Origin of the sequence: Streptomyces sp. NPDC008079, from assembly GCF_042957385.1 — a bacterium.
Classification (GTDB): domain Bacteria; phylum Actinomycetota; class Actinomycetes; order Streptomycetales; family Streptomycetaceae; genus Actinacidiphila.
Map to the genome: position 1 here is coordinate 357,097 of NZ_JBIBIC010000006.1, position 12,975 is coordinate 370,071.

Annotated in this window: 11 protein-coding genes; all 11 read left to right on the top strand. The window is 71.0% G+C overall.

Annotation, left to right across the window (positions count from 1 at the left end; genetic code table 11):
• The 11 genes from ACFZAM_RS16690 to metK all read left to right on the top strand — a co-directional run bounded on the left by ACFZAM_RS16690 (nucleotide 1) and on the right by metK (nucleotide 12,926).
• Nucleotides 1-1,299, top strand: coding sequence for a dihydroorotase (locus ACFZAM_RS16690; RefSeq protein WP_391046650.1), 1,299 nt, complete (start codon nucleotides 1-3; stop codon nucleotides 1,297-1,299).
• On the top strand, nucleotides 1,296-1,958 hold the full coding sequence (locus ACFZAM_RS16695; protein WP_391046652.1) for a hypothetical protein: 663 nt from the start codon (nucleotides 1,296-1,298) through the stop codon (nucleotides 1,956-1,958). Before ACFZAM_RS16690 ends, ACFZAM_RS16695 begins: the two co-directional genes overlap by 4 nt.
• Nucleotides 1,955-3,088, top strand: coding sequence for a glutamine-hydrolyzing carbamoyl-phosphate synthase small subunit (gene carA, locus ACFZAM_RS16700; protein WP_355348776.1), 1,134 nt, complete (start codon nucleotides 1,955-1,957; stop codon nucleotides 3,086-3,088). Before ACFZAM_RS16695 ends, carA begins: the two co-directional genes overlap by 4 nt.
• The gene (carB, locus tag ACFZAM_RS16705) at nucleotides 3,081-6,398 is read left to right on the top strand and encodes a carbamoyl-phosphate synthase large subunit (RefSeq protein WP_355348779.1); all 3,318 of its coding nucleotides are present in this window, start codon (nucleotides 3,081-3,083) and stop codon (nucleotides 6,396-6,398) included. The genes carA and carB overlap by 8 nt, the downstream gene beginning before the upstream one ends.
• Before the next feature lie 84 nt (nucleotides 6,399-6,482).
• The gene (locus ACFZAM_RS16710) at nucleotides 6,483-7,592 is read left to right on the top strand and encodes a quinone-dependent dihydroorotate dehydrogenase (protein WP_391046655.1); all 1,110 of its coding nucleotides are present in this window, start codon (nucleotides 6,483-6,485) and stop codon (nucleotides 7,590-7,592) included.
• A gap of 17 nt (nucleotides 7,593-7,609) precedes the next feature.
• Nucleotides 7,610-8,449 carry an orotidine-5'-phosphate decarboxylase gene (pyrF, locus tag ACFZAM_RS16715; RefSeq protein ID WP_391046719.1) on the top strand — a complete coding sequence of 280 codons (840 nt, stop codon included), beginning with the start codon at nucleotides 7,610-7,612 and terminating at the stop codon, nucleotides 8,447-8,449.
• Nucleotides 8,450-8,837: 388 nt separating this feature from the next.
• A complete protein-coding gene (locus ACFZAM_RS16720) occupies nucleotides 8,838-9,161 on the top strand; it encodes an integration host factor (protein ID WP_093712873.1) in 324 nt (107 codons plus the stop codon).
• A gap of 73 nt (nucleotides 9,162-9,234) precedes the next feature.
• The gene (gene gmk / locus ACFZAM_RS16725; protein ID WP_355348790.1) at nucleotides 9,235-9,858 is read left to right on the top strand and encodes a guanylate kinase; all 624 of its coding nucleotides are present in this window, start codon (nucleotides 9,235-9,237) and stop codon (nucleotides 9,856-9,858) included.
• A 49-nt stretch (nucleotides 9,859-9,907) separates the two neighbouring features.
• Nucleotides 9,908-10,180: a DNA-directed RNA polymerase subunit omega gene (gene rpoZ / locus ACFZAM_RS16730; RefSeq protein ID WP_033174507.1), complete on the top strand. Its 273-nt coding sequence runs from the start codon at nucleotides 9,908-9,910 to the stop codon at nucleotides 10,178-10,180.
• 156 nt (nucleotides 10,181-10,336) lie between these two features.
• Entirely contained in the window at nucleotides 10,337-11,563 is a 1,227-nt protein-coding gene (gene coaBC / locus ACFZAM_RS16735) for a bifunctional phosphopantothenoylcysteine decarboxylase/phosphopantothenate--cysteine ligase CoaBC (RefSeq protein WP_391046660.1), read from the top strand.
• 145 nt (nucleotides 11,564-11,708) lie between these two features.
• Nucleotides 11,709-12,926 (top strand): methionine adenosyltransferase, encoded by a 1,218-nt coding sequence (metK, locus tag ACFZAM_RS16740; RefSeq protein ID WP_355348797.1) that lies wholly within the window; start codon nucleotides 11,709-11,711, stop codon nucleotides 12,924-12,926.
• Nucleotides 12,927-12,975 lie beyond the last annotated feature (49 nt).

Below are 12,975 nucleotides of genomic sequence, written 5' to 3' on the forward strand. Positions count from 1 at the left end.
ATGAGCAAGATCCTGATCCGTGGCGCGAAGGTACTGGGCGGCGAGCCGCAGGACGTCCTGATCGACGGCGAGACCATCGCCGGGATCGGCGCGGGCCTGTCCGGCGACGGGACCGAGGGCGCCACCGTGGTCGACGGCGAGGGCCGGATGGTCCTGCTGCCCGGCCTGGTCGACCTCCACACCCACCTGCGCGAGCCGGGCCGCGAGGACTCCGAGACCGTGCTGACCGGCACCAGGGCCGCCGCGATCGGCGGCTACACCGCCGTGCACGCCATGGCCAACACCTTCCCCGTCGCCGACACCGCGGGCGTCGTCGAGCAGGTCTGGCGGCTCGGCAAGGAGTCCGGCTACTGCGACGTGCAGCCGGTCGGCGCCGTCACCGTCGGCCTGGAGGGCAAGCAGCTCGCCGAACTGGGCGCCATGGCCGACTCGGCCGCCCGGGTACGGGTCTTCTCCGACGACGGCAAGTGCGTGGACGACGCGGTGATCATGCGCCGCGCGCTGGAGTACGTGAAGGCGTTCGACGGCGTCGTCGCCCAGCACGCGCAGGAGCCCCGGCTCACCGAGGGCGCCCAGATGAACGAGGGCGCCGTCTCCGGCGAACTGGGCCTGACCGGCTGGCCCGCCGTCGCCGAGGAGTCGATCATCGCCCGCGACATCCTGCTCGCCGCGCACGTCGGCTCCCGCGTGCACATCTGCCACCTGTCCACCGCGGGCTCCGTCGAACTCGTCCGCTGGGCCAAGTCCAAGGGCTGGGACGTCACCGCCGAGGTCACCCCCCACCACCTGCTGCTCACCGACGAGCTGGTGCGTACGTACAACCCGGTCTACAAGGTCAACCCGCCGCTGCGCACCGAGGCGGACGTGCTCGCGCTGCGCGAGGCCCTGGCCGACGGCACCATCGACTGTGTGGCCACCGACCACGCACCGCACCCGCACGAGGACAAGGACTGCGAGTGGGCCGCCGCCGCCATGGGCATGGTGGGTCTGGAGACCGCGCTGTCCGTCGTGCAGCACACCATGGTCGACACCGGACTGCTGGACTGGGCGGGCGTCGCCGACCGCATGTCGGCCAGGCCCGCCGTCATCGGACGGCTCGCGGGCCACGGACGGCCGCTCGCCGAGGGCGAGCCCGCCAACCTCGTCCTGGTCGATCCCGCATACCGTGGGGTGGTCAATCCCGCGGGCTTCGCCTCCCGCAGCCGCAACACCCCCTACGAGGGACGCGAACTGCCGGGCCGGGTGCACGCCACCTTCCTGCGGGGCCAGGCGACGGTCATGGACGGGAAGCTCACGTGACACCTCTGACACTGCTGGCGGCCGGTACGGCGCGGGCCGCGGACAAGCACTCGGCGAAGGTCACCGACTGGACCGACCGGATCGGCTGGATCGTCGGCCTCGCCCTGTTCGTCGGCCTGCTGTACTGGCTGATGCGCCAAGGCTGGCAGTGGCGCCGCACCCTCCAGGGCGGCCTGCCCGCACTCCCGCAGGCCCCCGAGGAGACCGGCGAACCGCTCCTGGAATTCGACGGCCGCTACCACGGCAGCACCACCGCGGGGCAGTGGCTGGACCGGATCGTCGCCCACGGCCTCGGCGTACGCAGCAAAGTGACGCTCACCCTCACCGAGGAGGGCCTGGACGCCGACCGCGTCGGCGCCCCCGGCTTCTTCGTCCCCGCCGCCGCCCTGCGCGGCGCCCGCCTCGACAAGGGCATCGCGGGCAAGGTCCTCACCGAGGGCGGCCTGCTGGTCGTCACCTGGGAGCACGGCGGCACCCTCATCGACTCCGGCTTCCGCGCCGACCAGGCCGCGCAGCACCCGGCCTGGGTCGCGGAGATCAACCGCGTCAGCGGCGGCGAGGACGCCCCCGGCCGACGGGCGGCGGACGTCGCCTTCGCGGACCACACACCGGGCGTCGGCCCGGCCGAACAACAGGCAAAGAAGGAAGGCGCACAATGACGACCTCCGTCCGGGCGGCCACCGCACCCGCCGTACTCGTCCTGGAGGACGGCCGCACCTTCCGCGGCCGTGCCTACGGGGCGGTGGGGGAGACCTTCGGCGAGGCCGTCTTCTCCACCGGTATGACCGGCTACCAGGAAACGCTCACCGACCCCTCGTACCACCGCCAGGTCGTCGTCATGACCGCCCCGCACGTCGGCAACACCGGCGTCAACGACGAGGACGCCGAGTCGTCCCGCATCTGGGTGTCCGGCTACGTCGTACGCGACCCCGCCCGCACCCCGTCCAACTGGCGCTCGCGGCGCTCGCTCGACGAGGAGCTGACCACCCAGGGCGTGGTCGGCATCAGCGGCATCGACACCCGCGCCCTCACCCGGCACCTGCGCGAACGCGGCGCCATGCGGGTCGGCATCTTCTCCGGCGAGGCACTGGCCGACGACGGCACGCTGCTCGCCAGGGTCCGGCAGGCCCCCGAGATGACCGGCGCCGACCTGTCCGCCGAGGTCGCCACCCGGCAGACCTACGTCGTCCCGGCGATCGGGGAGAAGCGCTTCACCGTCGCCGCCCTCGACCTCGGCATCAAGGGCATGACCCCGCACCGGATGGCCGAGCGCGGCATCGAGGTGCACGTCCTGCCCGCGAACGCGAGCGTCGAGGACGTCTACGCGGTCGCGCCCGACGGCGTCTTCCTGTCCAACGGCCCCGGCGACCCGGCCACCGCCGACCTCACCGTCATCCAGGCCGTCCTGGAGCGCGGGACCCCGCTGTTCGGCATCTGCTTCGGCAACCAGCTCCTCGGCCGGGCGCTCGGCTTCGGCACGTACAAGCTCAAGTACGGCCACCGCGGCATCAACCAGCCGGTGCAGGACCGCGGCACCGGCAAGGTCGAGGTCACCGCGCACAACCACGGCTTCGCCGTGGACGCGCCGCGCGACCGGGTCAGCGACACCCCGTACGGCCGCGCCGAGGTCAGCCATGTCTGCCTCAACGACGACGTGGTGGAGGGTCTGCGGCTGCTCGACCGGCCCGCCTTCAGCGTCCAGTACCACCCGGAGGCGGCGGCGGGACCGCACGACGCCGCCTACCTGTTCGACCGCTTCGTTTCCCTGATGGAGGGCCAGCGTGCCTAAGCGCACCGATATCCAGTCCGTCCTGGTCATCGGCTCCGGCCCGATCGTCATCGGCCAGGCCGCCGAGTTCGACTACTCAGGCACCCAGGCGTGCCGGGTCCTCAAGTCCGAGGGCCTGCGGGTCATCCTCGTCAACTCCAACCCCGCCACGATCATGACCGACCCGGAGATCGCCGACGCCACGTACGTCGAGCCGATCACCCCGGAATTCGTCGAGAAGATCATCGCCAAGGAGCGCCCCGACGCGCTGCTGCCCACCCTCGGCGGCCAGACCGCGCTCAACACCGCGATCTCGCTGCACGACAACGGCGTCCTCACCAAGTACGGCGTCGAGCTGATCGGCGCCAACGTCGAGGCGATCAACAAGGGCGAGGACCGCGACCTGTTCAAGGGCGTCGTCGAGGCCGTCAAGGCGAAGATCGGCTACGGCGACTCCGCCCGCTCGGTGATCTGCCACACCATGGACGACGTGCTCGCCGGCGTCGACACCCTCGGCGGCTACCCCGTCGTCGTCCGCCCCTCCTTCACCATGGGCGGCGCGGGCTCCGGCTTCGCGCACGACGAGGACGAACTGCGCCGCATCGCCGGCCAGGGCCTGACCCTCTCGCCGACCACCGAGGTGCTCCTGGAGGAGTCCATCCTCGGCTGGAAGGAGTACGAGCTGGAGCTGATGCGCGACAAGCACGACAACGTCGTGGTCGTCTGCTCCATCGAGAACTTCGACCCGATGGGCGTGCACACCGGCGACTCCATCACCGTCGCGCCCGCGATGACCCTCACCGACCGCGAGTACCAGATCCTGCGGGACATCGGCATCGCCGTCATCCGCGAGGTCGGCGTCGACACCGGCGGCTGCAACATCCAGTTCGCCGTCAACCCCGAGGACGGCCGGGTCATCGTCATCGAGATGAACCCGCGCGTCTCCCGCTCCTCCGCGCTCGCCTCCAAGGCCACCGGCTTCCCGATCGCGAAGATCGCCGCCCGCCTGGCCGTCGGCTACACGCTCGACGAGATCCCCAACGACATCACCGAGAAGACCCCCGCGTCCTTCGAACCGACGCTGGACTACGTCGTCGTCAAGGTGCCGCGCTTCGCCTTCGAGAAGTTCCCGGCCGCCGACGCCACCCTCACCACCACCATGAAGTCGGTCGGCGAGGCCATGGCCATCGGCCGCAACTTCACCGAGGCGCTCAACAAGGCGCTGCGCTCGCTGGAGAAGAAGGGCTCGCAGTTCGACTTCGTGACCCCGGTCTCCGCCGCGGACAAGGAAGCGCTGCTGGCCACCGCCGCCGTCCCCACCGACGGCCGGATCAACACCGTCATGACCGCGATCCGCGCCGGGGCCACCCCGGAAGAGGTCTTCGACGCCACGAAGATCGACCCCTGGTTCGTGGACCAGCTCTTCCTGATCCACGAGTACGCCGTCGAACTGGCCGCGGCCGACCGCCTCGACCCCGAACTGCTCGCCGACGCCAAGCGGCACGGCTTCTCCGACGCCCAGATCGCCGGCATCCGCTCCCTGCGCGAGGACGTCGTCCGCGAGGTCAGGCACGCGCTCGGCATCCGCCCGGTCTACAAGACCGTCGACACCTGCGCCGCCGAATTCGCCGCCGACACCCCGTACTTCTACTCGTCCTACGACGAGGAGAGCGAGGTCGCGCCGCGCGAGAAGGCCGCCGTGATCATCCTCGGCTCCGGGCCCAACCGGATCGGCCAGGGCATCGAGTTCGACTACTCCTGCGTCCACGCCTCCTTCGCGCTGCACGACGCCGGGTACGAGACCGTGATGGTCAACTGCAACCCGGAGACCGTCTCCACCGACTACGACACCTCCGACCGGCTCTACTTCGAGCCGCTCACCCTGGAGGACGTCCTGGAGATCGTGCACGCCGAGACGCTCGCGGGCCCGGTCGCCGGTGTCATCGTGCAGCTCGGCGGCCAGACCCCGCTCGGCCTGGCGCAGGCCCTCAAGGACAACGGGGTGCCGGTCGTCGGCACCTCGCCCGAGGCGATCCACCTCGCCGAGGACCGCGGCGCCTTCGGCCGCGTACTGGCCGCCGCCGGACTGCCCGCGCCCAAGCACGGCACCGCCGTCACCTTCGACGGCGCCAAGGCCATCGCCGACGAGATCGGCTACCCGGTGCTCGTCCGCCCCTCGTACGTGCTCGGCGGGCGCGGCATGGAGATCGTCTACGACGAGACCCGGCTCGCCTCCTACATCGCCGAGTCCACCGAGATCAGCCCCGACCGCCCCGTGCTCGTCGACCGCTTCCTCGACGACGCCATCGAGATCGACGTGGACGCGCTCTACGACGGCCACGAGCTGTACCTCGGCGGCGTCATGGAGCACATCGAGGAAGCCGGCATCCACTCCGGCGACTCCGCGTGCGCCCTGCCGCCGATCACGCTCGGCGGCCACGACATCAAGCGGCTGCGCGCCTCCACCGAGGCCATCGCCGCCGGAGTCGGCGTACGCGGCCTGATCAACATCCAGTTCGCGCTCGCCGGGGACATCCTCTACGTACTGGAGGCCAACCCGCGCGCCTCCCGTACCGTCCCCTTCACCTCCAAGGCGACCGCGGTGCCGCTGGCCAAGGCCGCCGCGCGGATCTCGCTCGGCGCCACCGTCGCGGAACTGCGCGCCGAGGGCCTGCTGCCGACGACGGGCGACGGCGGTACCCTGCCGCTGGACGCGCCGATCTCCGTCAAGGAGGCGGTGCTGCCCTGGTCGCGGTTCCGCGACATGCAGGGCCGGGGCGTCGACACCATCCTCGGCCCGGAGATGCGCTCCACCGGCGAGGTCATGGGCATCGACGCGGTCTTCGGCACCGCGTACGCCAAGTCCCAGGCCGGAGCGTACGGCGCGCTGCCCACCAAGGGCCGCGCCTTCATCTCGGTCGCCAACCGCGACAAGCGCGCGCTGATCTTCCCGGCCCGCGCGCTGATCGAGCACGGCTTCGAACTGCTGGCCACCTCGGGCACCGCGGAAGTCCTGCGGCGCAACGGCATCGAGGCGCGGGTCGTGCGCAAGCAGAGCGAGGGCGTGGGACCCGAGGGCGAGCCGACCGTCGTCACCCTCATCCACGAGGGCGAGGTCGACCTCATCGTCAACACCCCCTTCGGCACCGGCGGACGTCTGGACGGCTACGACATCCGCACCGCCGCCGTCGCCCGCGGCATCCCCTGCCTGACCACGGTCCAGGCGCTCGCCGCGGCCGTCCAGGGCATCGACGCCTTGACGCGCGGCGACATCGGGGTGCGCTCCTTGCAGGAGCACGCGCGGCATCTGATCGCGGCGCGCGAGGGGTGAGCTGCGGCCCGGCGCCCGCTGTGCGCGCAGTTCCCCGCGCCCCTTCCGGGGCGCATCCCCCTCCGAGGAGATGACCGCTACACGATGTACCACCTCTTCTTCCGGCTCTTCTTCCGGCGCATGGACGCCGAGAGCGCCCATCACCTGGCCTTCCGGTGGATCCGGCTGGTGGCGCGGATCCCCGTCCTGCGCACCTTCGTCGCGGCGGCGCTCGCGCCGCGCTACGCGTCGCTGCGTACCGAGGCCCTGGGCCTGCGGATGCACGGCCCGTTCGGGCTGGCGGCCGGGTTCGACAAGAACGCGGTCGCCATCGACGCGATGGCCATGCTCGGCTTCGACCACGTCGAGATCGGCACGGTCACCGCGCAGGGCCAGTCCGGCAATCCGCGGCCCCGGCTGTTCCGGCTGGTCGCCGACAGCGCGCTGATCAACCGGATGGGCTTCAACAACGACGGGTCCGCCGCCGTCGCGGACCGGCTCGCCGCCCGGCGACCGGTCTTCCGTACCACCGTCGGCGTCAACATCGGCAAGACCAAGACGGTCCCGGAGGAGGCGGCGGCGGGCGACTACGTGACGTCCACCGAGCGGCTGGCCGCGCACGCCGACTACCTGGTGGTCAACGTGTCCTCGCCGAACACGCCGGGACTGCGCAATCTCCAGGCGACCGCCGCCCTGCGCCCGCTGCTGACGGCGGTACGCGAGGCCGCCGACCGTACGGTGACCGACCGCCACGTGCCGCTGCTGGTCAAGATCGCGCCCGACCTGGCGGACGAGGACGTGGACGCCGTCGCCGACCTCGCCGTGGAACTGGGCCTCGACGGCATCATCGCCACCAACACCACCATCGCCAGGGACGGCCTCGGCCTGGCGTCCGACCCCCGGCTGACCGCGGAGACCGGCGGGCTGTCCGGCGCGCCGCTGGGCGACCGCTCCCTGGAAGTGCTGCGCAGGCTGTACGCGCGGGTCGGCGACCGGATCACGCTGGTCGGCGTCGGCGGCATCCGCGACGCGGAGGACGCCTGGCAGCGGATTCTCGCGGGCGCCACCCTGGTGCAGGGCTACAGCGCCTTCATCTACCAGGGCCCCTTCTGGATGCGCGCGGTCCACAAGGGCCTGGCCGCCCGCCTGGCCACCAGCCCGTACGCCACGCTCGCCGACGCCGTCGGCGCCGACACACGGAAGGTGCCGGTATGACCCCGACCCCGCCGCAGGTGGAACTCGAACCCTTCGGCGCGCGGCTGCGCCGGGCCATGGACACCCGCGGACAGCTCTGCGTCGGCATCGACCCGCACGCCGCGCTGCTCACCGCGTGGGGTCTCAACGACGACGTGGCCGGTCTCGAACGCTTCACGATGACCGTGGTCGAGGCGCTGGCCGACCGTACGGCGGTCCTCAAACCGCAGTCGGCGTTCTTCGAGCGCTTCGGCTCGCGCGGTATCGCCGTACTGGAGCGGGCGGTCGCCGAGGCGCGGGCCGCGGGCGTCCTGGTGCTGATGGACGCCAAGCGCGGCGACATCGGCTCGACGATGGCCGCGTACGCCGCCACGTATCTGGACAAGGACTCGCCGCTGTTCTCCGACGCGGTCACGGTCAGCCCCTATCTCGGCTTCGAGTCGCTGCGGCCCGCGCTGGACGCGGCGCGGATCTCGGGGTCCGGGGTCTTCGTCCTCGCCCTGACCTCCAACCCGGAGGGCGCGGAGGTGCAGCGGGCGACGGCGGCGGGCGGCGCGTCCGTCGCGCAGGTGATGCTCGACCACATGGCGGCCGAGAACGCGGGTGTGACGCCGCTGGGTTCGGTCGGCGCGGTGGTCGGCGCGACGCTGTCGGAGGCGGGCGCGGATCTCGACATCAACGGGCCGCTGCTGGCGCCCGGCATCGGGGCGCAGGGCGCCACGCCCGCGGGACTGCCGGCGCTGTTCGGCTCCGCGGTGGCCAATGTGGTGCCCAGCGTCAGCCGGGACGTGCTGCGGCACGGACCCGACGCGGCGGGACTGCGCGAGGCGGCGGCGCGCTTCACCGACGAGGTGCGCGCGGCGGTCTCGGGCGGGTAGCCGTACCGGTCGGGGGTAGGCGGCCCAACGACGGTGCGCGGCAGGGGAGTCCGGGTCCTCCGGGGCCCGGACGGACCCCAAAACGTTGCCCCGGTCGCGCCCCTGATGGGGCCGGTCGCGCGCTGTTTAAACGTCAAAAAGAAGGTTCAGATTCAACCACCGAACGAATTGACGCAGAAACCTGTTCCGCTTTGCCCCAAATATCCCGCTGGATCGAGTCTGACCAGGACTTTTCGTCTGTTCTCGCTGACTTGAGCCGTTCGGACCGCTAGTCTCCGACAGGAGCGGCGACGTTCACTCGCGTCGCTTCTCGCCCCGTAAACGCGGGGGGAGTGTGCTCCACCACACGGTCCATATCCGATTGCTCTACATCCGAGGTGACGTAGGCGTGGCTCTTCCGCCCCTTACCCCTGAACAGCGCGCTGCCGCGCTCGAAAAGGCCGCCGCGGCTCGCCGGGAGCGCGCCGAGGTCAAGAACCGGCTCAAGCACTCCGGCGCCTCTCTGCACGAGGTCATCAAGCAGGGCCAGGAGAACGACGTCATCGGCAAGATGAAGGTCTCCGCTCTCCTGGAGTCCCTGCCCGGCGTCGGCAAGGTGCGCGCCAAGCAGATCATGGAGCGGCTCGGGATCTCCGAGAGCCGTCGCGTCCGTGGTCTGGGCTCGAACCAGATCGCGTCCCTGGAGCGCGAGTTCGGCGGCGCCTCCGCCTGACGGTCCTCGTGCCCCCGGCAAGCTTTGCCCCGCCGCGGCACCAGCACCTCCGGGAACCAGGGATAATCGCTCCATGAGTTCTACAGTCTCCCGGGGGGCGGCCCGCCCCCTCGCTTCGCAGGGGGCCACTCCGGCCCCCCCGGACAGACACCCGCGACTGACCGTGCTCTCCGGCCCCTCAGGGGTCGGCAAGAGCACGGTCGTCGCCCACCTGCGCACGGTGCACCCCGACGTCTGGCTGTCGGTCTCCGCCACCACGCGCAAGCCGCGCCCCGGCGAGCAGCACGGTGTCCAGTACTACTTCGTGGACGACGACGAGTTCGACAAGCTCGTCGCCAACGGCGAACTGCTGGAGTGGGCCGAATTCGCCGGGAACCGCTACGGCACGCCCCGCGCGGCCGTGCTCGACAAGCTCGGCGCGGGCGAGCCCGTGCTGCTGGAGATCGACCTCCAGGGCGCCCGGCTGGTCCGCGAGTCGATGCCCGAGGCGCGCCTGGTCTTCCTCGCGCCGCCGAGCTGGGAGGAACTGGTCCGCCGCCTCACCGGGCGCGGCACCGAATCGCCCGAGGTGATCGAGGAACGGCTGAGCGCGGCCAAGGTCGAACTGGCCGCCGAGGCCGAGTTCGACGTGACCCTTGTCAACACCTCGGTCGAGGCTGTAGCGCGTGAGCTGCTAGCCTTGATGCAGATTGACTGAGCTGACTCAGTCTTTTCCGTTTTCCATCAGTAGTAGGGGTAGGTAGAGCGTGTCCTCTTCCATCACCACGCCCGAGGGCATCATCAATCCTCCGATTGACGAGCTGCTCGAAGCCACCGATTCGAAGTACAGCCTGGTGATCTACGCCGCCAAGCGGGCGCGCCAGATCAACGCGTACTACTCCCAGCTCGGTGAGGGCCTGCTGGAGTACGTCGGCCCGCTCGTGGACACCCACGTGCACGAGAAGCCGCTCTCCATCGCGCTGCGCGAGATCAACGCGGGTCTGCTGACCTCCGAAGCGGTCGAGGCACCCGCGCACTGACGCCAGCACACATCCACACGCGTTTCAGCACGGGCCCGGCGGAGCGACCGCCGGGCCCGTGGTGTGTCATGGGACGTGTCACGTGACCCGCGCGGAACGGGTCGCGGGACAGGTCGCAGGACGGTTCGGACGACGGATCTCGGGTCGGGAGACACGATGGCGAAACCACAGGTCGTGCTGGGTGTGAGCGGCGGCATCGCCGCCTACAAGGCGTGCGAGCTGCTGCGGCGGCTCACCGAGTCGGGGCACGGCGTGCGGGTGGTGCCCACCGAGTCCGCGCTGCACTTCGTCGGCGAGGCCACCTGGTCGGCGCTGTCCGGCAACCCGGTCTCCACCCGCGTCTGGGACGACGTCCACGAGGTCCCGCACGTACGGATCGGCCAGCACGCCGACCTCGTCGTGGTCGCCCCCGCCACCGCCGACCTGCTCGCCAAGGCCGCCCACGGCCTCGCCGACGACCTGCTCACCAACACCCTGCTGACCGCCCGCTGCCCGGTGGTCTTCGCCCCCGCGATGCACACCGAGATGTGGGAGCACCCGGCCACCCGGGAGAACGTCGCCACCCTGCGGCGCCGGGGCTGCGTCGTCATCGAACCCGCCGTCGGCAGGCTGACCGGCGTCGACACCGGCAAGGGACGGCTGCCCGACCCCGCCGAGATCTACGAGGTCTGCCGCCGCGTGCTGCGCCGGGGACCCGCCGAGCCGGACCTGGCCGGACGCCATGTGGTGATCAGCGCGGGCGGTACCCGCGAACCCCTCGACCCGGTCCGCTACCTCGGCAACCGCTCCTCCGGCAAGCAGGGCTACGCGCTGGCCCGTACCGCCGTGGCGCGCGGCGCCCGGGTCACCCTCCTCGCGGCCAACACCGGACTACCCGACCCGGCCGGCGCCGACGTCGTCACCGTCGGCACCGCGGAACAGCTCAGGGAAGCGGTGCTCAAGGCCGCCGCCGACGCCGACGTGGTGGTGATGGCCGCCGCCGTCGCGGACTTCCGCCCCGCGCGGTACGCGGCGGGCAAGATCAAGAAGAAGGACGACCAGGAGCCCGCGCCGATCACCCTGGTCCGCAACGCCGACATCCTCGCCGAGATCTCCGCGCACCGCGCCCGGCCGGGACAGCTCGTCGTCGGCTTCGCCGCCGAGACCGACGACGTCCTCGTCAACGGACGCGCCAAGCTCACCCGAAAGGGTTGTGATCTGCTCGTCGTCAACGAAGTGGGTGACGGCAAGGCGTTCGGCACCGAGGAGAACGAGGCTGTGGTACTGGGCGCCGACGGCAGCGAGACCCCCGTACCGTACGGGCCCAAGGAGGATCTCGCGGACCGGGTGTGGGATCTTGTCGGCGCGAGATTGCCGGAAAGTGACACTCGGGTGGACGCGTGATGACGCGTTCCGCCACGAATCCAAAGGCCGAGATGCCGTGTCACGTCCGCGGCGGCGGACTATAAGCTTGCAGTGGAGTGCCGGGCGCAGCCCTGCGCACTCCGCCCAGATTCAGCCAGCAGCCGCTGCAACCCCAGGGAGCGATGTGTCCCGCCGCCTGTTCACCTCGGAGTCCGTCACCGAGGGACACCCAGACAAGATCGCTGACCAGATCAGCGACACCATCCTCGACGCCCTCCTCAAGGCAGACCCGCACTCCCGGGTCGCCGTCGAGACGCTGATCACCACCGGTCAGGTGCATATCGCGGGCGAGGTCACGACCACCGCCTACGCCGATATCGCCACCCTGGTGCGCAACAAGATCCTGGAGATCGGCTACGACTCCTCCAAGAAGGGCTTCGACGGCGCCTCCTGCGGCGTCTCGGTGTCCATCGGCGCGCAGTCCCCTGACATCGCACAGGGTGTCGACACCGCGTACGAGAAGCGCGTCGCGGGTTCCGCCGCGACCGACGACGACCTGAACAAGCAGGGCGCGGGCGACCAGGGCCTGATGTTCGGCTACGCGTCCGACGAGACGCCCGAGCTGATGCCGCTGCCGATCACGCTCGCCCACCGCCTTTCCAGGCGGCTGACCGAGGTCCGCAAGAACGGCCAGATCCCGTACCTGCGCCCGGACGGCAAGACCCAGGTCACCATCGAGTACGACGGCGACAAGGCCGTCCGCCTCGACACCGTCGTGGTCTCCTCGCAGCACGCCTCCGACATCGACCTGGAGTCGCTGCTCGCGCCCGACATCCGGGAATTCGTCGTCGAGGTCGAGCTGAAGGCCCTGCTCGACGACGGCATCAAGCTCGACACCGACGGCTACAAGCTGCTGGTCAACCCCACCGGCCGCTTCGAGATCGGCGGCCCCATGGGTGACGCCGGGCTCACCGGCCGCAAGATCATCATCGACACCTACGGCGGCATGGCCCGCCACGGCGGCGGCGCCTTCTCGGGCAAGGACCCGTCCAAGGTCGACCGCTCCGCCGCCTACGCCATGCGCTGGGTCGCCAAGAACGTCGTCGCCGCCGGGCTCGCCGCGCGCTGCGAGGTCCAGGTCGCCTACGCCATCGGCAAGGCCGAGCCCGTCGGTCTCTTCGTCGAGACCTTCGGCACCGCGAGCGTCGACGTCGAGAAGATCGAGCAGGCCATCAGCCAGGTCTTCGACCTGCGGCCCGCCGCGATCATCCGCGACCTCGACCTGCTCCGCCCGATCTACGCCCAGACCGCCGCCTACGGCCACTTCGGCCGCGAGCTGGAGGACTTCACCTGGGAGCGGACGGACCGCGTCGACGCCCTGCGCGCGGCCGCCGGGCTCTAAGTCCGTACGGCGCCCCCGCCCCGGTATGGGGGCGCCGTCTCGCGGCGGC